This window comes from Halomonas sp. ABH4_019, assembly GCF_056159885.1.
Genome location: NZ_JBSWWC010000002.1, coordinates 209215 through 234039, shown reverse-complemented (window position 1 = coordinate 234039; position 24825 = coordinate 209215). Strand labels below are relative to the sequence as shown.

General features: G+C 69.6%; 23 protein-coding genes. 14 read left to right on the top strand and 9 right to left on the bottom strand.

The window, feature by feature from the left end; translation table 11 throughout:
* The first annotated feature begins 10 nt into the window (after positions 1-10).
* Positions 11-1900, top strand: a complete 1890-nt coding sequence (locus ACXAFN_RS08230; protein WP_474987827.1) for an ABC transporter ATP-binding protein — start codon at positions 11-13, stop codon at positions 1898-1900.
* Between the two features lie 70 nt (positions 1901-1970).
* Here the strand turns inward: ACXAFN_RS08230 and ACXAFN_RS08225 are convergent, their stop codons facing one another.
* On the bottom strand, positions 1971-2294 hold the full coding sequence (locus ACXAFN_RS08225) for a DUF1127 domain-containing protein (RefSeq protein WP_474987825.1): 324 nt from the start codon (positions 2292-2294) through the stop codon (positions 1971-1973).
* A 324-nt stretch (positions 2295-2618) separates the two neighbouring features.
* Here ACXAFN_RS08225 and ACXAFN_RS08220 point away from each other — a divergent pair, with 324 nt between their 5' ends.
* A complete protein-coding gene (locus ACXAFN_RS08220; protein WP_474987824.1) occupies positions 2619-3512 on the top strand; it encodes a LysR substrate-binding domain-containing protein in 894 nt (297 codons plus the stop codon).
* A gap of 9 nt (positions 3513-3521) precedes the next feature.
* Here ACXAFN_RS08220 and ACXAFN_RS08215 read toward each other — a convergent pair whose 3' ends face one another.
* From ACXAFN_RS08215 to ACXAFN_RS08205, 3 genes are read right to left on the bottom strand one after another with little or no spacing between them, the layout of a single operon-like run.
* A complete protein-coding gene (locus ACXAFN_RS08215) occupies positions 3522-4286 on the bottom strand; it encodes a GNAT family N-acetyltransferase (RefSeq protein WP_474987822.1) in 765 nt (254 codons plus the stop codon).
* A complete protein-coding gene (locus ACXAFN_RS08210) occupies positions 4276-4908 on the bottom strand; it encodes an FMN-binding negative transcriptional regulator (protein ID WP_474987820.1) in 633 nt (210 codons plus the stop codon). The genes ACXAFN_RS08215 and ACXAFN_RS08210 overlap by 11 nt, the downstream gene beginning before the upstream one ends.
* A gap of 30 nt (positions 4909-4938) precedes the next feature.
* Positions 4939-5382 carry an N-acetyltransferase family protein gene (locus tag ACXAFN_RS08205; RefSeq protein ID WP_474987819.1) on the bottom strand — a complete coding sequence of 148 codons (444 nt, stop codon included), beginning with the start codon at positions 5380-5382 and terminating at the stop codon, positions 4939-4941.
* A gap of 88 nt (positions 5383-5470) precedes the next feature.
* Here ACXAFN_RS08205 and pdxR point away from each other — a divergent pair, with 88 nt between their 5' ends.
* Positions 5471-6994 (top strand): MocR-like pyridoxine biosynthesis transcription factor PdxR, encoded by a 1524-nt coding sequence (gene pdxR / locus ACXAFN_RS08200; protein ID WP_474987817.1) that lies wholly within the window; start codon positions 5471-5473, stop codon positions 6992-6994.
* Between the two features lie 24 nt (positions 6995-7018).
* Here the strand turns inward: pdxR and ACXAFN_RS08195 are convergent, their stop codons facing one another.
* Positions 7019-7768, bottom strand: coding sequence for an NAD(P)H-dependent oxidoreductase (locus ACXAFN_RS08195; protein WP_474987816.1), 750 nt, complete (start codon positions 7766-7768; stop codon positions 7019-7021).
* An 88-nt stretch (positions 7769-7856) separates the two neighbouring features.
* On the opposite strand from ACXAFN_RS08195, the gene ACXAFN_RS08190 reads away from it, so the two are divergent.
* Positions 7857-8729 (top strand): LysR family transcriptional regulator, encoded by an 873-nt coding sequence (locus ACXAFN_RS08190; RefSeq protein ID WP_474987814.1) that lies wholly within the window; start codon positions 7857-7859, stop codon positions 8727-8729.
* Between the two features lie 30 nt (positions 8730-8759).
* Here ACXAFN_RS08190 and ACXAFN_RS08185 read toward each other — a convergent pair whose 3' ends face one another.
* From ACXAFN_RS08185 to betT, 3 genes are all read right to left on the bottom strand, one after another.
* Positions 8760-10040 (bottom strand): MgtC/SapB family protein, encoded by a 1281-nt coding sequence (locus ACXAFN_RS08185; protein ID WP_474987812.1) that lies wholly within the window; start codon positions 10038-10040, stop codon positions 8760-8762.
* A gap of 141 nt (positions 10041-10181) precedes the next feature.
* Complete coding sequence (gene betA / locus ACXAFN_RS08180; protein ID WP_474987810.1) at positions 10182-11879, bottom strand: choline dehydrogenase; 1698 nt, start codon at positions 11877-11879, stop codon at positions 10182-10184.
* 22 nt (positions 11880-11901) lie between these two features.
* On the bottom strand, positions 11902-13971 hold the full coding sequence (betT, locus tag ACXAFN_RS08175; protein ID WP_474987809.1) for a choline BCCT transporter BetT: 2070 nt from the start codon (positions 13969-13971) through the stop codon (positions 11902-11904).
* Between the two features lie 238 nt (positions 13972-14209).
* Here betT and ACXAFN_RS08170 point away from each other — a divergent pair, with 238 nt between their 5' ends.
* From ACXAFN_RS08170 to ACXAFN_RS08160, 3 genes are all read left to right on the top strand, one after another.
* Positions 14210-14668 (top strand): LexA family protein, encoded by a 459-nt coding sequence (locus ACXAFN_RS08170; protein WP_474987807.1) that lies wholly within the window; start codon positions 14210-14212, stop codon positions 14666-14668.
* The gene (locus ACXAFN_RS08165) at positions 14665-15939 is read left to right on the top strand and encodes a Y-family DNA polymerase (protein ID WP_474987805.1); all 1275 of its coding nucleotides are present in this window, start codon (positions 14665-14667) and stop codon (positions 15937-15939) included. The genes ACXAFN_RS08170 and ACXAFN_RS08165 overlap by 4 nt, the downstream gene beginning before the upstream one ends.
* Positions 15940-16085: 146 nt before the next feature.
* Entirely contained in the window at positions 16086-17345 is a 1260-nt protein-coding gene (locus ACXAFN_RS08160) for a bifunctional alpha/beta hydrolase/OsmC family protein (RefSeq protein WP_474987804.1), read from the top strand.
* A gap of 125 nt (positions 17346-17470) precedes the next feature.
* Here the strand turns inward: ACXAFN_RS08160 and ACXAFN_RS08155 are convergent, their stop codons facing one another.
* Positions 17471-18373 (bottom strand): LysR family transcriptional regulator, encoded by a 903-nt coding sequence (locus ACXAFN_RS08155; RefSeq protein ID WP_474987802.1) that lies wholly within the window; start codon positions 18371-18373, stop codon positions 17471-17473.
* A 102-nt stretch (positions 18374-18475) separates the two neighbouring features.
* On the opposite strand from ACXAFN_RS08155, the gene ACXAFN_RS08150 reads away from it, so the two are divergent.
* The 7 genes from ACXAFN_RS08150 (at position 18476) to benD (ending at position 24809) form a co-directional block, all read left to right on the top strand.
* On the top strand, positions 18476-19594 hold the full coding sequence (locus ACXAFN_RS08150) for a muconate cycloisomerase family protein (protein WP_474987800.1): 1119 nt from the start codon (positions 18476-18478) through the stop codon (positions 19592-19594).
* A 36-nt stretch (positions 19595-19630) separates the two neighbouring features.
* Positions 19631-19921, top strand: coding sequence for a muconolactone Delta-isomerase (catC, locus tag ACXAFN_RS08145; protein ID WP_474987798.1), 291 nt, complete (start codon positions 19631-19633; stop codon positions 19919-19921).
* A gap of 68 nt (positions 19922-19989) precedes the next feature.
* The gene (gene catA / locus ACXAFN_RS08140) at positions 19990-20964 is read left to right on the top strand and encodes a catechol 1,2-dioxygenase (RefSeq protein ID WP_474987796.1); all 975 of its coding nucleotides are present in this window, start codon (positions 19990-19992) and stop codon (positions 20962-20964) included.
* Between the two features lie 57 nt (positions 20965-21021).
* Positions 21022-22401 carry a Rieske 2Fe-2S domain-containing protein gene (locus ACXAFN_RS08135; protein WP_474987794.1) on the top strand — a complete coding sequence of 460 codons (1380 nt, stop codon included), beginning with the start codon at positions 21022-21024 and terminating at the stop codon, positions 22399-22401.
* A gap of 11 nt (positions 22402-22412) precedes the next feature.
* A complete protein-coding gene (benB, locus tag ACXAFN_RS08130) occupies positions 22413-22904 on the top strand; it encodes a benzoate 1,2-dioxygenase small subunit (RefSeq protein WP_474987793.1) in 492 nt (163 codons plus the stop codon).
* 49 nt (positions 22905-22953) lie between these two features.
* On the top strand, positions 22954-23997 hold the full coding sequence (gene benC / locus ACXAFN_RS08125) for a benzoate 1,2-dioxygenase electron transfer component BenC (protein WP_474987791.1): 1044 nt from the start codon (positions 22954-22956) through the stop codon (positions 23995-23997).
* A complete protein-coding gene (gene benD / locus ACXAFN_RS08120) occupies positions 23994-24809 on the top strand; it encodes a benzoate diol dehydrogenase BenD (protein ID WP_474987790.1) in 816 nt (271 codons plus the stop codon). Before benC ends, benD begins: the two co-directional genes overlap by 4 nt.
* Positions 24810-24825: the final 16 nt, after the last annotated feature.

The following is a 24825-nucleotide window of genomic DNA, read 5'->3' as shown; positions in this document are numbered from 1 at the left end:
GAGGTAGCCGATGTTCCGCTTCTTCGAGACCCTGGTCGACCCCTATCCCGAGCGCGAGCTGGGGGTGCCGCCGCGTGGATTGCTGCCGTTCATCCGCTTTTACTCGCGGCCGGTGGCGGGGCTGCTGGTGGCCATGTCGCTGGTCTCGGGGATGGTCTCGGCGGTGGAGCTGGTGTTCTTCCACAGCATGGGGCAACTGGTCGACTGGCTGACCGTCGCCGACCGGGAGAGCTTCTTCGCCGTCCACGGCTGGCGCCTGGCGGGGCTGGCGGCGCTGGTGCTGGTGGGCCTGCCGTTGCTGGTGCTGTTGCGTTCGCTGCTGACCCACCAGGGCATCTTCGGCAACTACCCGATGCTCGGCCGCTGGCTGTCGCATCGCCAGATGCTGGCCCAGAGCATGGCCTTCTTCCAGGACGAGTTTGCCGGGCGCGTGTCGCAGAAGGTGATGCAGACGGCGCTGGCGATCCGCGAAACGGTCATGAAGCTGATGGACCTGCTGGTCTACGTGGTCGTCTACCTGATCGGTGCGATGTGGCTGCTGGGCAGCGCCGAGCCCTGGCTGGTGGCGCCGCTGGTGCTGTGGCTGGCCGGCTACATCGGGCTGATGCGGATCTTCGTGCCGCGGCTGCGGGCGGTGTCCATGGCCCAGGCCGACGCCCGGGCACGCATGACCGGGCGCATCGTCGACAGCTACAGCAACATCCAGACCATCAAGCTGTTCGCCGACCGTCGCCGCGAGCAGGCCTATGCCCGGGATGCCATGGAGGGCTTCATGGCCACGGTGCACCGCCAGATGCGTCTGGCCACCTGGCTGTCGGTGTCGCTGACGGTGCTCAACTCGCTGCTGCTGGCCTCGGTGGCGACCCTGGCCATCGGCGCCTGGTACTTCGAGCTGGTGTCGCTGGGGGTGATCGCGGTGGCCATCGCCCTGGTGATGCGCATCCGCTTCATGTCCGACTGGATCCTGTGGGAGGTGGCGAGCCTGTTCGAGAACATCGGCACCGTGCAGGACGGCATCAACACCATCGCCCGGGAGCCGGCGGTGCAGGATGCCCCGGACGCCCGGGAGCTCGAGGTGCCGCGCGGCGAGATCCGCTTCGAGGCCTTGCGCTTTTGCTACGCGCGGCCCGAGGCGGCGCCCGCGCGGCCGGTCTTCGACGACTTCGACCTGACCATCGCCCCGGGCGAGAAGGTCGGGCTGATCGGACGCTCCGGGGCCGGCAAGTCGACGCTGGCCAACCTGCTGCTGCGCTTCTACGACTTGCAGGGCGGACGCATCGTCATCGACGGCCAGGACATCGCCGGGGTCACCCAGGAGTCGCTGCGCCGCCATATCGGCATGGTCACCCAGGACACCTCGCTGCTGCACCGCTCGGTGCGCGACAACATTCGCTACGGCAGCCCGGACGCCGACGATGAGGCGATCATGCGGGTGGTGCGCCAGGCCCATGCCGACAGCTTCCTCGACGAGCTGGTCGATCCCCAGGGCCGGCGTGGCCTGGACGCCCACGTCGGCGAGCGCGGCGTGAAGCTCTCCGGCGGCCAGCGCCAGCGCATCGCTATCGCCCGGGTGCTGCTCAAGAACGCGCCGATCCTGGTGCTCGACGAGGCCACCTCGGCGCTCGACTCCGAGGTCGAGGCCGCCATCCAGGAGCAGCTCTACGCGCTGATGGAGGGCAAGACGGTGATCGCCATCGCCCACCGACTGTCGACCATCGCCATGCTCGACCGGCTGGTGGTGGTCGACGAGGGGCGCATCGTCGAGGTCGGCAGCCACCGCGAGTTGCTGGCCCGCGACGGCTTGTACGCGGCGCTGTGGCGGCGCCAGTCCGGCGGTTTCCTGGGGCTCGAATGCGAAGACGAGGCGGGCGAACGCCAGGCCTCCGCCCGCGTCGAATAGCCCCGGCGGCATCGGGGCGGCCGGTCCCGGGCGTTGGCGTTTCGCGGTGCCCGGGGCCGGCACTCGCGGGTCAGGACGGCGTCTTGTCCTGGCGATGGCGAGCCTCGCCGCGGTGCAGGGCATCCAGGGCATCCTGGGTGCGCGGCAGGCGCAGCGCCCGGTGGATATCCCCGCGGCGGTAGCCGATATCCTTAAGGGTGGCATCGTCGCAGGCCAGCAGGCGGCGCAGGTTCTGACGCAAGTGCCGGCGTAGGCGCCGGGCCTGCCACCAGGCTTCGAGTGCGCGGATCGCGCCCAGCGGCGGCATGGCCGGCATGTACAGCGGCGGCCATGTTTCCGGAGCCGGCCGATCGGTCGTCTCTTTCAGGTGACGAAGTGGTTGGTACTGACTCATCTCTCACTCCCTTGGCAGGCATGGCGCCGGCGGGCTCGGTCGAGCCGTCGCGTGCGCCATCGCGCTGCGCTGATGGCTGGCCGGGGCGATGTCTTGGCGTCGTGACACAGGGCCTTGCTGCCTTTCCCTCTGGCCTTTTCCCCAGGTCCCTTTCCCTCCGGCCCTGTCGCGACGCCGATCGGCCCGTCCCACGGTGGTTGAGGAGCGCCGAGTCGGCGCGAGAGGCGATGTCGCCTTCTCTGGGCAACAGCATGGGGTGGGCAAATTGATCAATCCAACGAAAAGCACTACATTGATCGTTAAATTTATCTGAAAGGTTTGGCCATGAATCCTATGCCGGCCGAGGGACGAGCGCCCCTGCCGTTGCTCGATACCGACGTATTGCGCACCTTCGTGGCGATCGCCGAGAGCGGCAGTTTCACCCGCGCCGCTCGGCAGGTGTTTCGCACCCCCTCGGCGCTGAGCATGCAGATCAAGCGCCTCGAGGAGACCCTGGGGCAGTCGCTGTTCGTTCGCGAGGCGCGCCGGGTACGCCTCACGTCGGAAGGCGAGCTGCTGCTCGGCTATGGGCGGCGGTTGCTCAGTCTCAACGAGGAGGCGGTGACCCAGTTCCTGGCGCCTTCCCTGGAGGGGCGCGTCAGTCTCGGCACGACCGATGACGTCGGGGCGCGCACGCTGCCCGGCATCCTGGCGCAGTTCGCGCGCTCGCATCCGGCCGTGGAAGTCAACGTGGTGGTCGGCAGCAGCCGGGAGATGCTGGCGCGCCTCGACGCCGGCGAACTGGACCTGGTGGTGTGCACCGCCGGCACCCAGGACCCCTCGATGCCGGTCGAATGGGTGCACAGCGAACCCCTGGTGTGGGCCGGGCGCGAGGGGGGGATGGCCGCCCAGCGCTCGCCGTTGCCGGTGGCCCTGGCCCATCAGGGATGCCCGTGGCGCCAGGCGGCGCTGGATGCCCTGGACCATGCCGGTCTGAGCTATCGGATCGCCTATACCTGCGAGCACTGCGCGGGGCAGGAGGCCGCCATGCTGGCCGACCTGGCGGTCGCTCCTTTCCCGCTGGGGCTGGTGCGCCCGCCGCTGCGTCGGATCGACGGCGGTGCCCTGCCGCCGTTGGGGGATTACCAGCTGGCACTGGCGCGTCGGCAGGGGCTGGGCGATGCCGGGGAGGCCCTGGCGACGCGCGTGGTCGAGGCCTTCGGCGCCGCCCGCGGCTAGCGGCTGTGGTCAGTCCAAGGCGGACGGGCGGGCCGTCAGTGCCGCCAGCGAGCTTCGCTGGTGCCCCTCGGCATCGAAGTTGTCCGGCGACAGCCAGCGCCGGAGGATCGCTTCCAGCGCCGGCCATTCGCCGTCGAGCATCGAGAACCAGGCGGTATCCCGGTTGCGTCCGGCCACCACTCGATGCTGGCGGAAGACGCCCTCGAAGCGAAAGCCCAGCCGCTCGGCGGCCCGCCGTGACGGGGCGTTGAGGGCGTCGCACTTCCACTCGCAGCGGCGATAGCCCAGGGCGAAGGCGTGCCGCATCATCAGCGCCATGGCCTCGGTGGCGGCCGGGGTGCGCCGCAGGCGCGGCGAGAAATGCAGGTGGCCGACCTCGATGCTGCCGTGCTCGGGCACGATGTTCAGGTAGGCGGCCACGCCCAGCGCTCGGCCGCTGGCCCGCTCGACGATGGCGTGGAACCGCGGGTCGCGGCCGTCGGCCCGCTCGGCCAGCCAGGCGTCGAACTCGTGCCGGTTCCGGTAGGGGGCGCCGCCGAGGTAGGTCCAGCGCGCCTCGGGGCCGTCCAGGAGCGCCCGGCCCGGCTCGGCCAGGGCGGCATGGAGGCTGTCGCCGTGGCGGTCGGCGTCCAGCGGTTCGACGCGCACCCGGTGGCCGGTGAGGGTGACGTCCGGGAGCGGCGTCGCTCCCTGCCAGCCGGGCACCGGCTCGCCGATGGGCTGACCGCAGGGCGTCCGTGAACGCGTCGGGGCGCCTGGGGGTTCAGTGGCCATGCTCGCTCTCCGTCTCGTTCAGGGCCTGGGCATAGCGTTCGGTATAGCGCCCGAGCTCGCGGGCCAGCGGGTCGGCGCTGTCGGCCAGGCCGGCCAGCACGCCGGCCTGGTCCTCCCGCGAGCAGTTCAATCCCAGCTTGGCCTTGCCCTGCAGCTCGTCCAGGTGGATCCGGAAGCCGACGACGCCCTTGAGCAGACGCTGGCGATAGGCGGGACTCATGATGTCCGGTTCGTCGAGCAGCTCAGGCTCGTACTGGGCCACCAGCGCGTCGAGGGCCGCCAGGGTGGCGTCGTCGTCGAGCCGTTCGAGGGTACCGCCGGCATGCACGGTGGCATGGTTCCAGGTCGGCACCGCCGGCCTGGCGGCGTACCAGCGGGGGGAAACGTAGGCGTGGGGGCCCCGGAAGATGGCCAGCACGCGCCGGCCCTCCAGCGTCTGCCAGTGGGGGTTGGCGCGGGCGAAGTGGCCGTAGAGGGTGCCCAGCTCGCCTTCGTCGCGGGCCAGCACCAGCGGCAGGTGACTGGCCTGCAGGCGGTCGTCCACCAGGGTCGCGAAGCCGTGGGCATCGATCAGCGCCTGGGCCTGCGCCACGGGCATGCGGGTATCGCGGGGTCGGGTCATGGGAGGGCTCCGTGGGGGGTCCGGGTGGGCCTAGCCGAGGCTCAGGGCGTAGTGATGAAACGCCCGGTCGCGCTGCCAGCCCTCGGATTCGTACAGGGACTGGGCGGTCCGGTTGTCGATGCCGGTGGCCAGCTTCAGATGGTGGACCCCTTCGACCAGGGCCAGCTCGGCCGCGGCCTGCATCAGGGCCCGGCCGATGCCTCGGCCTCTGGCCTGGGGCGCCACGAACAGGTCGTTGAGCTGCCATTGCCGGGCGAGTCGCACGCTGCTGAAGGAGGGATAGAGCTGGACGAAGCCTTCCAGGGTGCGGTCGTTCTCGTGCACCAGCAGGTGGGAATCGCCCAGTCCCAGGCGCCGGGCAACGAAGCGGCGGGCGGCGTCAGGGTCGCTGGGCTGGCCGTAGAAGACCCGGTAGGCATCGAGCAGATCGCCGAGCGCTTCGACGTCGGCGAGACGGGCGTGACGGATGGCCATAATGATCTCCTCTCTGTCGGCGACGGTGACACCGTCTGAGTCTGGGGGCATAGTGGTTCCCTGGTAAGAACCAGTTATGGGGAAAATCATGGAACCGGTTGCCGCCGTGCATGCCGACTGGGTCGGCGAGGCGCTGGGCCTCGAGCTGACCCAAGCCTCTTCGCTGCCGCTGGCTCGCCGCCTGTATCGGGCGCTGCGGGGCTGGGTGCAGTCGGGGTGCCTGGCCAGCGGCTGTCGGCTGCCGTCGTCACGCCGGCTGGCCCGCGAGCTGGGCGTGGGACGCAACAGCGTGCTGGACGCCATCGACCAGCTGGTCGCCGAGGGCTTCCTGGAGACTCGCCCCGGTGCCGGCACCTTCGTCGCCGACCTGCCGTTCGGTCGCCTCGAGGCTCCGGCCGAGGAAGCCACGGGCCATGGCGCGCCGCGGGCGGCGCTGTCGCCCCGCGGCGAGCGCCTGCTGTGGTTCAGCGCGGCCTCGGGCGGCCATCACGAGGCCTTCCCGCCGGGCGTGCCGGCCCTCGATCGCTTTCCCCGCGAGGATTGGGAGCGGCTGCTCAGGCGCCACCAGCGGCGCGCCCCCGACGCATGGCTGGACTACCGCACCCAGGGCGGCGTGACGGCGCTGCGCGAGGTGCTGTGCGACTACTTGCGGCTGTCGCGCTCGGTGCGCTGTCGCCCGGAGCAGGTGCTGGTGGTGCAGGGGGCGCAGCAGGGCTTCGAGCTGATCGCGCGGATGCTGGCCGATGCCGGCGACACGGTGTGGATGGAGGAACCCGGCTACGGCGGCGCCCAGGCGTGCTTCGATGCCTCCGGCCTCGCGTTGACGCCGGTCCCGGTGGACGGCGAGGGCCTGGATCCCGCTCGGGTGCCCCCCGGCCATGCGGCGCCGCGGCTGATCTACGTGACGCCCTCCCATCAGTATCCCAGCGGCGTGACCATGAGCCTGGCGCGGCGCCTGGCGCTGCTCGAGGCGGCCGAGACACCCCGCGCCTGGATCGTGGAGGACGACTACGACAGCGAGTTCCGCTACGACCAGCGGCCCATCGCCGCCCTCCAGGGGCTCACCGAGTCGGCACGGGTGATCTATGTCGGCACGTTCAGCAAGGTGCTCTATCCGGGGCTGAGGCTCGGTTACCTGGTGGTGCCCGAGTCCTTGGTGGATCCCTTCCGGCGCGCCAATGCCCGCCTGCACCGGGAGGGGCAGTACGCGGTGCAGGCGGCGCTGGGCGAGTTCATCGCCGCCGGCCATTTCTCGCGCCACGTGCGCCGGATGCGCGACTGCTATCGCCAGCGCCAGGCGCTGTTGCGCCGGGCGTTGGCGCCGGCCGTGGCGCGGGGGCTCGCGCTGTCGCAGGGCCAGGCCGGCATGCACCTGGTGGCCTGGCTCGATGATCATGAGCTCGAGGCGGACCTGGTCGCGCGCGGTGCGGCGGCAGGCGTCACCCTGTCGCCGCTGTCGGGCTTCTATCTGGAGTCGCCGGGACGGCCTGGGCTGGTACTGGGCTACGCCGGCACCCGCGACGACGAGATACGCCGCGCCGGTCGCTGGCTTGCCGAGACCTGGTTGGCGCTGGTCGAGGAGCGAGCGGCATCGCCCGATGTGCCAGGCTGATGTCGCGGTCTGCCTCCATCGGACTCAGGGGCGCCAGGCCAGCGGATGGTCGGGGCGCAGCACGCCGTCCTCGTCCCAGTCGTCCCAGCCGCTGAAGGGAATCGGCGACTCGCCATCGAGCCGCGTCAGCCGCTCGGCCCAGGCGTCTTTTTCGTCCTCGAGCCGGGCGCGGAAGCCGGCCTCGTCCTGGTAGCGCAGCCCGCCGCCCTGGACGCCGTAGACCACCTGGGGTGGCAGTACCGTCATGCCCAGGTAGGCGAGCGAGCAGTGCAATGGCCACAGCAGGGTGGCCATGTCGCCGCCGCGGCCCCGCGGCGAGAAGGCCGCGGCCGGCGAGCCGGTGGTCACCGCGCACAGCGCCCGCACGCCGCCCAGGCGCCCGCGGTCGTAGCGCATGCTGCCGGAGTAGAGCCCGCCGTAGACGCAGACCCGGTCGAACCAGCCCTTGAGCATCGCCGGCGGGCCGTGCCACCACAGCGGAAACTGGAAGATCACCAGCTCGGCTTGCAGCAGCCGCGACAGCTCGCGCTGCACCGAGTCGGGGAGGGTACCGGCCTCGAAGTGGTGGCGCTGCTCGGTCAGCGCCGAGAAGCGTTCCGGCTCGGCCCGCGGGGTGAAGTGCGTCGCGCGCTCCACCGGGTCGAAGCCCTCGGCGTAGAGGTCGGCGACCTCCACCTCGTGGCCCAGGCGGCGCAGGGTGTCGGCGGCGGTATCCGTCATCGCGCCGTTGAAGGAGCGAGGCTCGGGATGGCTGTGGACGATCAGGACTCGCATGGCGGCCTCCGGGTCGCAGGGGATGTCCCGGCAGGCTAGTCTGTGCGTTGGCGTAAGAATATTGCCCATTCTTTAAAATGGAGTTTGCATGGATGAACAGTCGCTGGGCTGGGACGACCTGCGGGTGACCCTGGCGATCGCCGAGACGGGATCGCTGTCCGGAGCGGCGCGTCGGCTGGGCGTCAGCCATGCCACGGTGTTCCGGCGGCTGGGTGCCATCGAGCGGCGCCTGGGCGTACGCCTGTTCGAGCGCGGTCGGTCCGGCTATGCGCCCACCCCGGCCGGCGAGGAGCTGGCCGCCACGGCGTCACGGGTCGCCGCCGAGGTGGCCGCGGCCGAGCGCCGGCTGGCGGGGCGCGACCTGCGGCTGGCCGGCACCCTGCGGCTGACCACCACCGATACCCTGATGATGGGGCTGCTGTCGCCGATCCTGGCCGACTTTCGGCGACGGCATCCGGCGATCGAGCTGGAAGTCGCCGTCTCCAACCAGCTGTTCAATCTCTCGCGGCGCGATGCCGACCTGGCGTTGCGGCCGACCCGCTCGCCGCCGGAGCACCTGGTCGGCCGGCGGCTGGGAAGCATCGCCCAGGCGGTCTACGTGCGTCGCGGGGCGGCGACCGAGAGCGCCTGGGTGGGGCCCGACCGTCACCTGGGCGACGCCGCCCTGGAGGCCTGGATGGCGGCTCGCACGCCGGGCGCGACCTGTCGCCTCGATACCCTGCTCGGCATGTTCGCGGCGGTGCGCGACGGGCTGGGCCGGGCGGTGCTGCCCTGCTATCTCGCCGATGCCGAACCGGCCCTCGAGCGTCTCGGCGCGCCGATCCCCGAGCTCGATACCGGGCTGTGGCTGCTGACCCACCCCGACCTGCGCCGCGTGGCGCGGGTCCGAGCCTTCATGGCGCACCTCGCCGAGGCGCTCGAGGCCCGGGCCGCTCGATTGGCCGGCGAGGGCCTCGATTGAGTCGCCCGGGCGTTGGCCGCCGGGTCGGCTTCATGGCCACCAGGCCAGCCCCAGGCCGGCCAGCAGCGACATCGCCATGGGCAGGGCGACCCGTCGGCCCAGGCCTCGCGTGCCGAGCCCGGCGGCCATGCCCGCCTTGATGAGGTTGTTGACGGAGGCGGCGATGACGATGCCGAGGACCACCGTCTCCGGGGCGATGGTGCCGTGGGAGAGCCGGGCCAGCGACAGGGTGACGGCGCCGACATCGGCCATGCCGGAGGTGGCCGCCAGCAGGTAGACCCCGGCATCGCCCAGCCAGTCCTGGAGCCAGTGGCCGAGCAGCATGATCACCGCCAGCAGCACCCCGAACAGCAGTGCCATGCGCAGTTCCAGGGGGTTCTGGTGAAGCTCCGGCCGGTCGACCTTGGGCGCCCGGCGGTGGCCGTGCCAGATGACCAGCGCCGCCACGTAGAGCAGCACGGCCATCGTGGTCACCGGTAGCGCCAGCGGTGCGATCAGCGCCGGGTTGATCACCAGGCAGTAGAGCATGATGCGCGGGAACATGGTGCCGCAGGCGATCAGGATGCCGGCCGCCAGCAGGGGCGAGAACTCCCGGTGCTGCCGCGACAGCCGGGCGAAATGCAGGGTCAGGGCGGTGGAGGAGCTGAGTCCGGCGAACAGGCTGGTGAACAGGATGCCCCGTTCCGGACCGCCGAGGCGGATGGCGAAGTAGCCGACGAAGGAGATGGCCGCGACCAGCACCACCATCCACCAGATCTCGTAGGGATTGAGGGCCGAGCCGGGCCCCATGGCGCGATCGGGCAGCAGCGGCAGCATCACCACCGAGATCAGCAGCAGCTTGAGGCCGGCATCCATCTCGCGGGCCTGCAGCCGGTTCAGCAGGCCGTGGATCTCGTGCTTGTTGTCGAGGATGACCGCGGTGACCACCGCGCAGGCGGTGGCCAGGGCCAGGTCCACGGCCATCGCGATGGCGCCGAAGCAGAAGGTCAGCAGCAACCCCATCAGGCCGGTGATGCTGTAGTCCTGACTCAGCGGCATGCGGGCGCGGTAGGCCGCCAGGGCGGAGCCGGCCACGGCGAGGAAGATCAGCGGGAAGGCCCATTCGGTGACGCTCGACGAGAGCAGGGCGGCGATGCCGCCGAGCAGCCCCACCAGGGCATGGGTACGCACCCCGGCGATGCGCTCGCCGGCCTCCCGGGTGCGGGCGACCCAGCCGCGCTCGATGCCGATCAGTGCCCCCAGCAGCAGGGCCACGGTCAGTCGGATGGCCGTCTCGTTGCCGTTGATGAACTGCTGGGTGACCTCGTCCATGCGTGGCGTTCCCTGAGCGGCCTGACCTGTCCTTCAGCATAGCGCGATGTACCGCGAGACCGGGGCGGCCGAGCGTTGGCGAGGGGACATTGACGGCCGCCGGGTTCGCCTCCGTCGAGAGGGGCGACGCGGGCGAGGTGCTCAGTCCGGCGGGCGCTGCGGCGGGGCCTCGCGCTGCTTGACCTGCCAGGCTTCCAGCGAGAAGGCCGGCGCCGTGGACGGCGGCAGGGGGGCGCGGCCCAGCACGTGGTCGGCGCCCTTCTCGCCGATCATGATGGTCGGCGCGTTGATGTTGCCGTTGGTGACGCTGGGCATGATCGAGGAATCGATCACCCTGAGCGCCTCGATGCCGTGGACCCGGCACTCGGGGTCGACCACCGCCAGGGCGTCGGTGCCCATGCGGCAGGAGCCGCAGGGATGATAGGCGGTCTCGGCGGTGGCGGCGACCCAGGCGTCGATCTCGGCGTCGCTCTGCACGCCGGGGCCGGGGGAGAGCTCCTCGCCGCGGTAGGGATCGAAGGCGGGCTGGGCGAAGATCTCCCGGGTCAGGCGCAGCGCGCGGCGATAGTCGGCCCTGTCTTCCTCGTCCTGCAGGTAGTGGAAGATCATCGACGGCGGCGCCTCGGGGTCGGCACAGGTCAGGCGCACGCGCCCGCGACTGCGGGGCTTGTTGGCGCCGAGGTGGACCTGGAAGCCGTGGCCCTCGGCGGCGCTCGAGCCGTCGTAGGCGATGGCGCCGGCCAGGAAGTGATACTGGATGTCGGGGTAGCGCAGCCCCTCGCGGCTGCGGATGTAGCCGTTGGACTCGAACTGGTTGCTGGCGCCCAGGCCCCGCTTGAAGAAGAACCAGCGGGCGCCGATCCACAGCCGCGCCAGGGGATTGAGCCAGCCGTTGAGGGTGATCTTCTGGGTGCAGCTCTGCTGCACCCAGACCTCCAGGTGATCGTGGAGGTTCTCGCCCACGCCGGGCAGGTCGTGGACCACCTCGATGCCGTGTTCGCGGAGGTGCTCGGCCGGGCCGATGCCGGACAGCATCAGCAGCTTGGGCGAGTTGAAGGCGCTGGCCGAGAGGATCACCTCGCGCCGCGCCCGGACCCGTACGCTCCTGCCCCGCTGGCGGTATTCGACGCCCACGGCGCGCTTGCCGTCCATCAGCACCCGGGTGGTCAGGGCGTGCATCTCGAGCCTCAGGTTGTCGCGGGCGAGCGCCGGCTTGAGGTAGGCGTTGGCGGTGGAGCAGCGCACCCCGTCGCGCACCGTCATGTCCATGCGGCAGAAGCCCTCCTGGCGATGGCCGTTGTAGTCCGGCGTCTCGCCGTAGCCGGCCTGGCGACCGGCCTCGATGAAGGCGCGATAGAGCGGGTTCGCCATGTTGTTGCCGTTGCACACTCCCAGCGGGCCGCCGCTGGCCCGGTAGTCGTCCTCGCCGTAGAGGCAGTCCTCGGCGCGCTTGAAGTAGGGCAGCACCTCGGCGTAGCTCCAGCCCGCGGCGCCGCGTTCGACCCACTCGTCGAAGTCGCCGGCGCAGCCGCGCACGTAGGCCATGCCGTTGATCGAGGAGGAACCGCCGATCACCTTGCCGCGGGCCTGGTGGATGCGCCGCCCGCCGAGGCCGGGTTCCGGCTCGGTGTGGAGCCCCCAGTCGAAGCGTGGCTTGTTGAGCGGAATCGAGAAGGCGATGGGCATCTGGATGTAGAGGGAATCGTCCTTGCCGCCGAACTCCAGCACCAGCACCTGATGCCGGCCGTCGGCGCTCAGCCGGTCGGCCAGCACCGAGCCGGCCGAGCCCGCACCGACGATCACGTAGTCGACGACCCGGTCGAAGGTGGCATCGTTCATGGCGTCGCTCCTCGTCTCGCGGTCAGTCGCCGCGCGCGGAGGGCGTGTCCGGCATGATCGCCTCGCCGCCGGGCAGCTCCCGCTGGGTGTGCAGGAAGAACAGGTGGCGCTCGTACTGGTCGAGGATATCGGCGATCACCTGTTCCTTGGTGTAGCCGTAGATGTCGTAGCCCTGGCCGCCCTCGCCGATATGCACCTGCAGCCGGTAGTAGTGGGTGCCGGCGCGGGTGGCGCGGATCGAGAAGGCCGGCATGGCGCTGCGATGCGGCCACACCTGGTAGGTGAAGTTCGGCTCGCCGCCGAGGTCGACGTTGAGCTCGAGGTGCTCCGAGGCGCCGTCGTCCTCGACGAGGGCCGCGCTGACGCCCTGCTCGCCGAGCACCTCGCGGATCTCCTCCATGGCCGGCCGGACCGCCTCGCCGAGGAAGCGCCGGGCCTGCTCATGGTTGGGGAAGTGCATGGCCCGGGAGAGCCGCTGGCGCCAGTGATGGCCGGCGCCCTCGCCGGGCAGGCGCCCCGACAGGTGGCCGGCCATGCTGCCGCGCAGGCTGTCCTCCTTGAGGCCCTCCACCTTCAGCGCCTTGAACAGGCCGAGGATCATCAGGAACAGCACGAAGGCGAAGGGCAGCCCCATGATCACCACCGTGCTCTGCAGGGCCCCCAGCCCGCCGGCCATCAGCAGCGCCAGGGTCAGGATGCCGATGATCGCCGCCCACAGGATGCGCATCCAGGAGGGGGCGTCGTGGTTGGGGTCGGTGAGCACCGAGGTCAGGTTGGAGAGCACCAGCGAGCCGGAATCCCCGGAGGTGACGAAGAACACGATGGCCAGCACGGTGGTCACCCCCGTGGTCAGCCAGATCCAGGGGTAGTTCTGCAGGAAGAGATAGATCGACGAGCCGGGATTGTTCATGGCCTGCTCGCCGAAGTCGGCGACGCTGGCGGTCTCGGTCAGCACCAGGTCGATGGCGCTGTTCCCCATGATCGACATCCACGCCATCATGAAGGTCAGCGGCAGGATCAGGGTGCCGGCGACGAACTGGCGGATGGTGCGGCCCCGGGAGATGCGCGCCAGGAATAGCCCGACGAAGGGGCCCCAGGCGATCCACCAGGCCCAAAAGAACACCGTCCAGGCATTGAGCCAGTCCGACGGCGGGTCGAAGGCGTAGGTATCGAAGGACAGCCGGGCGAAGTGGGCCAGGTAGTCGCCGACGTTCATCACCAGGGCGTTGAGCAGGAACAGCGTCTTGCCGGTGAACAGCACGAACAGCATCAGCAGCACCGCCAGCAGCATGTTGAACTCGGACAGCCGGCGAATGCCCTTGTCGACCCCGGTCACCGCCGAGATCGCCGAGAAGACCACGATCAGCACCGCCAGCGCCGCCTGGGTGACGGTGTTCTCCGGCAGGCCGAACATGTAGTGGAGACCGAAGTTGAGCTGGATGATGCCGATGCCCAGGCTGGTAGCGATGCCGAACACGGTGCCGAGCACCGCGGCGATGTCCACGGTGTGGCCGATGGGGCCGTGGATGCGCCGCCCGAACAGCGGATAGAGGGCGGAGCGGATGGTCAGCGGCAGGCCGTGGCGATAGCTGAAGAAGGCCAGCGACATGCCGACCAGGGTGTAAATGCCCCAGCCGGACAGCCCCCAGTGCAGGAAGGTCAGCTCCATGGCGTGGCGGGCCGCCTCCTGGGTGCCGCCTTCGCCGACCGGCGGGGCCAGGAACTGGGTGACCGGCTCGGCGATGCAGAAGAACAGCAGATCGATGCCGATGCCGGCGGAGAACAGCATGGCCGCCCAGGTGACGACGTTGAAGTCCGGCGTCGAGTGCGCCGGCCCCAGGCGCAGCTTGCCGTAGCGAGACAGGCCGATGCACACCACGAACACCAGATAGGCCACCACGGCTAGGAAGTAGAACCAGCCGAAGCTGTCCGAGATCCAGGCCAGCACGGTATTGATGACGTTGCCGGCCGCCTGGGTGAAGAACATGGTCCACAGCGCGAAGGCGACGATGCCGATGGCCGAGCCGTAGAACACCACGGGATTGATGCGATCGCGGCCTGTGGCGGGCTCGCTGTCGGGCGCATGGGCCATGTCGGACTCCTCGCGGGAGCGCCGGGCAGGCCGGAGCGAGCCTCATGGCCGGCCCGGCGCCGGCGGCTGCCGCTGGCTGTGACGAGAGCTCCGCGCCCGCGTCGGGTAGCGGAGGGGCTATCTGGGTATAGGTAGGGCGCGGCGCGGGCGTCAAGTTGCCGCGTGGCGGGATGGAGGCTTGCGACCCGGGCGACGCTGTCGGATACTGTTTATAAATACAGTATCCTCAGGAGGCGCCATGTCATCGCCGAGGCCGTCTCTCGCCCGCGCGCCGGCCATGGCCGGGCCGTGGCCCGACCGGGCGGGCCAGCCACTGCTGGGCTGCCGGGTGCGGGCCGGCTTTCCCAGTCCCGCCGACGACCACCTGGACGTGGAGCTCGACCTGCACGCCCATGTGGTGCGTCGTCCGACGTCCACCTACTTCGTACGCGCCGAGGGCGACTCGATGCTCGGCGACGGCATCCATGACGGCGATCTGCTGGTGGTGGACCGCAGCCTGGAGCCGCTGCCCGGGCGAGTGGTGATCATCGCCGTGGACGGCGAGCCCACCGTCAAGCGGCTGGCCCGCCGCGGCGGCGACCTGGTGCTGGAGGCCAGCAACCCGCGCTTCGCGCCGATTCCGCTGGCGGGGCGCGAGTGCCAGGTGTGGGGCGTGGTGACCCATGTGCTGCATGCCCTGCCGGGGGCGACGCCATGATCGGGCTGGTCGACAGCAACGATTTCTATGTCAGCTGCGAGCGGGTCTTCGACCCGCGCCTGGAGGGACGGCCGGTGGGCGTGCTGTCCAACAACGACGGCTGCGTGGTGGCGCGCTCGGCGGAACTCAAGGCGCTGGGCGTGGCCATGGGCACGCCGACGCACCTGATCCCCGCGCCGATCCGCCGCCGGGCGACGCTGCTGTCCAGCAACTATGCCCTCTACGGTGACATGAGCCGGCGCGTGAACCGGGTGCTCGGCGACTTCTCACCGGACGTGGAGGCCTACTCCATCGACGAGAGCTTCGTCGGCTTCGGCGGCGGGGCACCGGCGCGCCTCGAGGCCGAGGCGCGCCGGCTGCGGGCCACGGTGCTGCGCGATACCGGCCTGCCGACCTGCGTGGGCCTGGCGCCGACCCGGGTACTGGCCAAGACCGCCAATCGCGTCGCCAAGCGGACGCCCGAGCTGGGCGGAGTGTGTCGCCTGGCGGCCGAGGCGCCCGAGACCCGCCGCGTGCTCGAGGCGTTGCCGGTGCACGAGCTGTGGGGCATCGCCCGGCGCAGCGCCGAGCGGCTGGCGCTGCAGGACATCCACACCGCCTGGCAGCTGCGTCAGGCCGACCCCAAGCAGATCCGCCGGACCTTCTCGGTGGTGCTGGAGCGCCTCGTCTGGGAGCTGCGCGGGCGGCCGGCCATCGCCCTGGAGGACCTGGCCGAACCGCGCCAGCGCATCATGGTGTCGCGCTCCTTCGGCCGCTTGACCGGCGAGCTGGCCGACCTGCGGGCGGCGCTTCGCCAGCACGGCGCCCGGGCCGCCGAGAAGCTGCGCCGCCAGGGCAGCCTGGCCTGCGCGGTGCTGGTGTTCGTGCGCAGCGATCCGCACCGGCTCGGCGAGCGCCAGTATCGCAACAGCCAGGTGGTGGCGCTGCCCGGCCCCAGCGACGATACCCGCGAACTGCTCGATGCCGCCGGCCGTGCCCTGTCGGCGGTCTTCCTCGAGGGCGTGCGCTACCAGAAGTGCGGGGTGATGCTGCTGGACCTGGTGGACGCCGAGCGTCACCAGCTGTCGTTGCTGCGCGAGGGGGACGCGGCCGAACGCCGCCGCGGCCAGCGCCTGATGGCGACCCTGGACCGGCTCAACGGCCGCATGGGCCGTGATACCGTGCGCTTCGGCCTGCCCGGGGAAAAGGCCGCCTGGGCGCTGCGCTGCGAGCACCTCAGCTCGCGCTATACCACTCGCTGGAATGAGCTGATGCGCGTCAAGGCACGCTGAGGCGGTTCATGGGTGGCGGTCGTCGCGGCGGTTCCTGGCCTATGCTGAGAAACCTGGTTCGGGGCCGGGATCTGCCGGCCCCGGTGTCGATCGATGGCCACAGCAGGGGAGAGCGCCGTAAGGCAGGTGCCCCGGGAGGCAATCTCATGGCGCGTATCAAGGTCGAGTTTCCCAATGCCGCCGGCGAGCGGCTCGCGGCTTTGCTCGAGGTACCGGACGAGGGGGCACCGAAGGCCATGGCGATCCTTGCCCACTGCTTCACCTGTGGCAAGGACGTGGCGGCCGCCTCGCGTATCGCCCGCTCGCTCGCCGCTCGCGGCATCGGGGTGCTGCGCTTCGACTTCACCGGCCTGGGGGGGAGCGACGGCGACTTCGCCAATACCAATTTCTCGTCCAATGTGGATGACCTGATCGCCGCCGCCGACTTCCTCGCCGAGCGCTACACGCCCCCGGCCCTGCTGGTGGGGCACAGCCTGGGTGGCGCGGCGGTGCTGGCGGCGGCCCCGCAGCTGGCAGCGGTGAAGGCGGTGGCGACCATCGGTGCCCCGGCGACGGCGCGACACATCGAGCATCTGATGGCCGACCGGCGGGCCGAGATCGAGCGGCGCGGCGCCGCTCGGGTCGAGATCGGCGGACGGTCCTTCACCATCAAGGCGCAGTTTCTCGACGATATCGACCGCTACAACACCACGGCGCATATCGCCGAGCTGCGTCGCGCCCTGCTGGTGTTCCATTCCCCGCTGGATCGCATCGTCGGTATCCGCGAGGCGGCAGACATCTACCAGGCGGCCCGGCACCCCAAGAGCTTCCTCTCCCTGGACGGGGCCGACCACCTGTTGACCCGCCGCGAGGATGCCGACTATGTCGCCACTACCCTGGTGGCATGGGCCAGCCGTTATCTGGACCTTGGCGAGACCGAGCTCGCCCCGGGGCAGGGCGGCGTGTCGAGCCTAGAGGAAGGTCAGGTGCGGGTCACCGAGCATGACCAGCACTTCCTGCGCGGGCTCTACACTCGCTGGCATCGGCTGATCGCCGACGAGCCCCAGTCCGTGGGGGGACACAACCTGGGGCCCAATCCCTACGATTACCTGTTGATGGCACTCGGCGCCTGCACTTCCATGACGCTGAGGCTCTATGCCAATCGCAAGCAGTTGCCGATCACCGACATCGAGGTGACCTTGGCCCATGAACGCATCCACGCCGAGGACTGTGAGCAGTGCGAGGAGCGCGAGGGGCGTGTGGAGCGCGTCACTCGGACGATTCGCTACCGGGGAACGCTGTCCTCCGAACAGCACCGGCGATTGCTGGAGATGGCCGATCGTTGCCCGATCCATCGTACCCTGGAGGGACGGCCTGTGATCGTGACTCGGGGCGAGCCTGACGCGGGGGAGGAAAGAGAACGGTGACGGGGCCGGCTGCGTCGCTGGGGCGGTCCGTCCACCGACAAGACCGCCTGGGCGCAGCGAGCGCCTCCGTCCGCGCTACACCCCGCTGGGACGAGCCGATGCGCGTCGAGGCACGCTGAGGCGGCTCATGGATAGCGGCCGCTGCGGCGATTCTCCACCAGCACCTCGAGGATGGCGTTGGCCTCCTGCATGACCGGCGAGGGTACCTCGCCGCGGCGACGGCTGCACAGGATCGGAATGGTGATGTGCTTTTCCGCCAGGTAGACGAAACTGATGCCGTCGCGCTGGACGCGCTTCACCTGCTCCGGCACCAGGGTGATGCCCATCTCCGAGGCCACCAGGCCCAGCGCGGTCTGCATCTCGTTGGCCTCCTGAGAGACCGTGATCTTGAGCCCGCGGCGCCGGAACATGCCGAGCACGGTGTCCGCCATGCTCGGCCGCGGCGTGGCGGGAAACAGGATCAGCGGATACTCGGCCAGCTGCGCCATGCTCGGCGTGGTGCCCTCCAGCGGATGGCCCTTGGGCAGCGCCGCCATCAGCGGCTCCTCGAACAGCACCTCCTGCTCGACCTCCGGATCGTCGAGGCGCAGCCGGCCGAAGCCGATGTCGATACGCCCCGCCTTGAGCGCCTGGATCTGCTGCACCGTGGTCAGCTCGACCAGCGTCAGCTCGACGTCATCCTTTTGTCGCAAGCCGCGCACCAGCAGCGGCAGCTGGCCGTAGAACACCGAGGGCACGAAGCCGATGCTGAACAGCTGGCGGTGGCTGCGGGCGATGCGCCGGGTATCGGTCACCGTGGTGTCGACCTTCTCGAGGATCTGCAGGGTATGTTCATAGAAGAACTGCCCCGCCGCCGTCAGCGCCAGCCCGCGGGGCCCGCGGTCGAACAGTTTGACGCCCAGTTCTTTCTCCAAGTTGTTGATTTGTCGTGTCAATGGCGGTTGAGCGATGTGCAGCTTGGCGGCCGCCCGTGTCATGTTCAGCTCCTTTGCCGCGACGCAGAAGTAGCGAAGATGGCGTAGCTCCATGATACCTCCAAGGTATGGCTATGGACTCAAACCATATTGGTTGCCGGGCCTGGAGGCAATCAGACTGCGAACACTTCTTCAGTGCGTAGTCCAGGAGCCTTCATGTCCGCCGTGATCGAGTCCATCGAGACGCTGCTGGTCGATCTGCCGACCATCCGCCCCCACAAGCTTTCCATGGCCACCATGGCCTGCCAGACGATGGTCATCGTGCGCCTGCGCTCGAGCGACGGCATCGAGGGGCTGGGCGAGGGCACCACCATCGGCGGCCTGAGCTACGGGCCCGAGAGCCCGGAGAGCATCAAGCGCAACATCGACGCCTACCTGGCGCCGCTGCTGGTCGGCCAGCCCTCGAGCAACCTCAACGCCCTGATGGCGCGCCTGAACCGCCACGTGCGCGGCAACCCCATCGCCAAATCGGCGCTGGAGACCGCGCTGCTCGACGCCCAGGGCAAGCGCCTGGGGCTGTCGGTGGCCGAGCTGCTGGGCGGCGCCCGCCACGCGCACCTGCCGGTGCTGTGGACCCTGGCCTCCGGCGATACCCGCAAGGATATCGACGAGGCCTTCCAGCGCCTCGACGACGGCCGCCACTGCGACTTCAAGCTCAAGATCGGCGCCAACGCCCTGGAACAGGACGTGCGCCACGTGGCGGACATCAAGGCGGCGCTGGGCGAGCGGGCAAGCGTCAGGGTCGACATCAACCAGGCCTGGGACGAGGCCACCGCGGTGCGCGGCATCGCCGCCCTGCAGGAGGCCGGCATCGCCTTGATCGAGCAGGCCATCCCGGCCCGCGAACAGGCCGGCCTGATTCGCCTGGCCGAGCGCTTCCGGGTGCCGATGCTGGCCGACGAGGCGGTGGCCGACGCCCGGGACGGCCTGGACCTGGTGGCTGGCGGCTTCAGCGGCGCCTTCGCGCTGAAGATCGCCAAGGCCGGCGGGCCGCGGCCGGCGCTGGAACTGGCGCAGCTGGCCCAGACCGCCGGCATCGGCCTGTACGGCGGCACCCTGCTCGAGGGCACCATCGGCACCGCCGCCTCGCTGCATGCCTGGGCGACGCTGCCCGAGATGGCCTGGGGCACCGAGATGTTCGGCCCGCTGCTGCTCAAGGACGACATCGTCGCCGAGCCGCTGCGCTACCACGACTTCGGCGTCGACCTGCCGGCCGGTCCTGGCCTCGGCATCGCCCTCGACGAAGACAAGCTGACCCACTATTCGCGCAAGTAAGTCCGGGCGCTGAGACTGAAGAGAGAGGAGAGCATCATGCTGTTCCAGGTGGAAATGACCGTGAAACTGCCGCCGGAGATGCCGGCCGAGCAGGCCGCCGAGATCAAGGCGACCGAGAAGGCCTACTCCCAGGAGCTGCAGCGCGCCGGCAAGTGGCGCCACCTGTGGCGGGTGGCCGGCAGCTACTCGAACGTCAGCATCTTCGACGTCGAGGACAACGCCGAACTGCAGGAGCTGGTCGCCAACCTGCCGCTGTTCCCCTACATGGACATCAGCGTCAAGCCGCTGTGCCGCCATCCCTCGTCGATTCGCGACGACGACAGCTGAGCCCGGATGCGCGTGCCCGCGAGATAACGAGACACAAGAAGAACGAGACACAAGAAGAGGATGCCAGCATGACCGTGAAGATTTTCGACACTCCCGAGGTCCAGGACTTCCTGAAGGCCGTCAGCGGCTTCGAGCAGGACGGCGGCAACGAGCGCGCCAAGCAGATCATGCATCGCCTGCTCTCCGACCTGTACCGGCTGATCGACGACTTCGACGTCAGCCCCGAGGAATTCTGGAGCAGCGTCAGCGTGCTCAACGCGCTCGGCCAGGGCACCCAGTTCGGCCTGCTGGCCCCGGGGCTCGGCTTCGACCACTACCTGGACATGCGCATGGACGCCGCCGACGCCGAGGCCGGCCGCACCGGCGGCACGCCGCGCACCATCGAGGGCCCGCTGTACGTGGCCGGCGCCCCGGAACTGCAGGGCAGCGGGCGCATGGACGACGGCACCGATAGCGACGGCGAGGCGATGTGGCTGACCGGCCAGGTGCGCGACACCGACGGCCAGCCGATCGCCGGGGCCAAGGTCGAGGTGTGGCATGCCGACTCCAAGGGCGGCTACTCCTTCTTCGACCCGTCCCAGGCCGAGTACAACCTGCGCCGCTCGATCATCACCGACGCCGACGGCCGCTACGCGGTGCGCAGCATCATCCCCTCCGGCTACGGCGTACCGGAAGGCGCGCCCACCGACCAGGTGCTCAAGGCCCTGGGCCGCCATGGCCAGCGTCCGGCGCACATCCACTACTTCGTCTCGGCGCCGGGGCACCAGCACCTGACCACCCAGATCAACCTGGCCGGCGACCCCTACACCTTCGACGACTTCGCCTTCGCCACCCGCGAGGAGCTGGTGGTCGAGGGCCGGCGCATCGAGGACGCCGCCGCCATCGAGGCGCGTGGCTTCGAGGGCCCCTTCACCGAGGTGGTGTTCGACGTCGCGCTGTCGGCGACCGCGGATCACGACCTGCAGCATCGCCACAAGCGCCCGCGGGCCAAGGAAGATGAGCAGGACCAGGCCAGCCAGCAGGCGGGCACCGCCAAGGTCTGAGGCGACCCGCATCGTCTCCGCTTCCCTGACCCCATAACAACCGCGAGGAGTCCGATCATGACCAGCAAGCTCGATCGTCTCGAACAACGCGTCCGCGGTGCCGTCGAGGACGACGCCGAGGCCGGCACCTTCCGCGTGCATCGCAGTATCTTCACCGACCCCGAGTTCTTCGAGCTCGAGATGAAGCATGTCTTCGAGGGCAACTGGCTGTTCCTGGCCCACGAGAGCCAGATCGCCGAGCCCGGCGACTACATGACCGTCACCCTGGGTCGCCAGCCGGTGATCATCACCCGCGACAAGGCCGGCGAGCTGCACGCCCTGATCAACGCCTGCGCCCACCGCGGCGCCACCCTGTGCCGCAAGAAGCGCGGCAACAAGGGCACCTTCACCTGCCCGTTCCACGGCTGGACGTTCAAGAACGACGGCCGGCTGCTCAAGGCCAAGAACGAGAAGACCGGCGCCTACCCGGACGCCTTCAAGAGCGAGGGCTCCCACGACCTCAAGCGCCTGCCGGTGTTCGAGAACTACAAGGGCTTCCTGTTCGGCAGCCTGAGCGCCGACGTGATGCCGCTGGACGACTATCTCGGTGAGACCCGCAAGGTGATCGACAACATCGTCGACCAGGCGCCGGAAGGCCTGGAGATCCTGCGTGGCACCTCGTCGTACACCTTCAACGGCAACTGGAAGCTGGGCGCGGAGAACGGCGCCGACGGCTACCACGTCAGCACCGTGCACTGGAACTACGCCTCGACCATGGATCGCCGCAACTACGACGCCGGCGGCACCAAGGCGGTGGATGCCGACGGCTGGTCGAAGAGCCAGGGCGGTTTCTACTCCTATGAAAACGGCCACATGATGCTGTGGACTCGGCTGCTCAACCCCGAGGTGCGCCCGGTCTACACCCAGAAGGACTGGATCGAGCAGCAACTCGGCGAGGCCCGGGCCGACTCCATCGTCAACCAGACCCGCAACCTCTGCCTGTACCCCAACGTCTACCTGATGGACCAGTTCTCCACCCAGATCCGGGTGATCCGTCCGCTGTCCGTGGACAAGAGCGAGGTGACCATCTACTGCTTCGCGCCCAAGGGCGAATCCAGGGAGAACCGCGCGCTGCGCATCCGACAGTACGAGGACTTCTTCAACGTCTCGGGCATGGGCACGCCGGACGACCTGGAAGAGTTCCGCGCCTGCCAGAACGGCTACCAGGGCCTGGACGCCGAGTGGAACGACCTGTCCCGCGGCGCCAAGCAGTGGATCGAGGGCGCCGACGAGAACGCCCAGGCGATCGACATGAAACCGCTGCTCAGCGGGGCGTCGCCGGAGGACGAGGGGCTCTACGTGCTGCACCACCAGCACTGGGTCGAGGAGATGCTGCGCGCCATCGACAAGGAGCGCGGCCAGTTTATCGCCACCGAGCCCGCCGGCGAGTCGGCATAAGGGGGAGCACCATGAGCATCACATTCGAGGACATCCAGGCCTTCGTGCACCGCGAGGCGCGCCTGCTCGACGACCGCCAGTGGGACGAGTGGCTGACCTGCTACCGCCAGGACGTGGAGTTCTGGATGCCGGCCTGGGACGACGACGACCGGCTGACCGAGGATCCGCAGTCCGAGATCTCGCTGATCTATTACCCGAGCCGCGAGGGGCTGGAGGACCGGGTCTACCGCATCAAGACCGAGCGCAGCGGCGCGACCAGCATTCCCGAGCCGCGCACCACCCACCTGATCAGCAACCTGGAGGTGCTGAAACAGGAGGGCGACTCGGTGGAGCTGCGCTTCAACTGGCACACCCTGAGCCACCGCTACCAGCAGACCAACCAGTTCTTCGGCACCTCCTTCTACACCCTGGACGTGTCCGGAGAGGCGCCATTGATCACCCGCAAGAAGGTGATCCTGAACAACGACTACATCCACCAGGTCATCGACGTCTATCACATCTGACCGGGTCGCGCTGACCGGGTCACGCTGACCGGTGGGGAGGAGAACGACCATGAGCTATACCATTGCCCTCAACTTCGAAGACGGGGTGACCCGTTTCATCGGCTGCAAGGAAGGCGAGACCGTCCTCGACGCGGCCTACCGGCAGAAGGTCAACCTGCCGATGGACTGCTCCGACGGCGTCTGCGGCACCTGCAAGGGCCACTGCGAGCAGGGCGCGTTCGACATGGGCGACGAGTACCTGGAGGAGGCGCTGTCCGACGAGGAGGCCGCCGAGGGCCAGGTGCTGACCTGCCAGATGGTGCCGTCCACCGACTGCGTCATCCAGGTGCCGGTGGCCTCGACCCTGTGCAAGACCGCGGTCGGCAAGCTCGAGGGCACCGTGGCCATGGTCGAGCAACTCTCCGAGGACAGCATCGAGCTGGCCATCGACCTGGACGACGGCGCCGAGCTGGCCTTCCTGCCCGGCCAGTACATCCATATCGACGTGCCGGGCGCCGACGCGCATCGTTCCTACTCCTTCAGCTCCCGGCCGGGCGCCTCCAAGACCACCTTCCTGATCCGCAACGTGCCCGACGGGCTGATGAGCGGCTACCTCACCGAGCGGTGCAAGCCCGGCGAGCGCCTCGCCCTGACCGGGCCGATGGGCAGCTTCTACCTGCGCGAGATCACCCGACCGGTGCTGATGCTGGCCGGCGGTACCGGCCTGGCGCCCTTCCTGTCGATGCTCGAGCAGTTGGCCCAGAAGCAGGACGAGGGCCAGGGCGGCGGTCAGCCGATCCACCTGATCTACGGCGTCAACAAGGACGATCACCTGGTCAAGACCGAGGCCCTGGACGCCCTCCAGGCGCGGCTGCCGGGCTTCACCTACGCCACCGTGGTGGTGGACGAGGGCAGCGAGCATCCGCGCAAGGGCTATGTCACCCATCACATGGATGCCGAGGTGCTGCACGACGGTGATGTCGACGTCTATCTGTGCGGGCCGCCGCCGATGGTCGACGCCGTGCTCAAGCATTTCGACGAGCAGGGCATCGCGCCGCAGAGCTTCCACTACGAGAAGTTCACCCCCAACCAGGCGCCCGGGGAGGCCGCATGAGCGATCAAGGTGTCGGCGGGCCGCGTTTCCGGGGCCCTCGTTTCCAGGACCAGGTGATGGTGATCACCGGCGCCGCCCAGGGCATCGGCCGGCGCGTCGCCGAGCAGGCGGCCGCCGAGGGGGCGCGCCTGGCGCTGGTGGATCGCGCCGAGCTCGTCCGGGAGGTGGCGGCCGAGCTGCAAGGGCAGGGCGTCGAGGCCATCGCCCTGCTGGCCGACCTGGAGACCTTCGAGGGCGCCGAGCGCGCCATGGCGGACGCCCGTGCGCACTTCGGTCGGCTCGACATCCTGATCAACAACGTGGGCGGGGCGATCAACTTCAAGCCGTTCACCGAGTTCACCGCCACCGAGATCTCGGCCGAGATCACCCGCTCGCTGTTGCCGACCCTGTGGTGCTGCCGGGCGGTGCTGCCGGCCATGGTCGAGCAGGGCGGCGGGGTGATCGTCAACGTCTCCTCGGCGGCCACCCGCGGCATCCACCGCATTCCGTACTCGGCGGCCAAGGGCGGGGTCAACGCCATGACCGCGTCGCTGGCCTTCGAATATGCCGAGCACGGCATCCGCGTGGTGGCCACGGCCCCCGGCGGCACCGAGGCGCCGCCGCGACGTATCTCGCGGGGCACGCCCGAGCCGCGCAACGAGACCGAGCAGGCCTGGTTCCAGGCGCATATCGACCAGACCCGGCAGAGCTGCCTGCTCGGCCGCTACGGCACCCTGGACGAGATGGCCGCGCCGATCCTGTTCATGGCATCGAGCGAGGCCAGCTACATCACCGGAAGCGTACTGCCGGTGGCCGGGGGAGACCTCGGTTAGCACCAACTAACGCCAG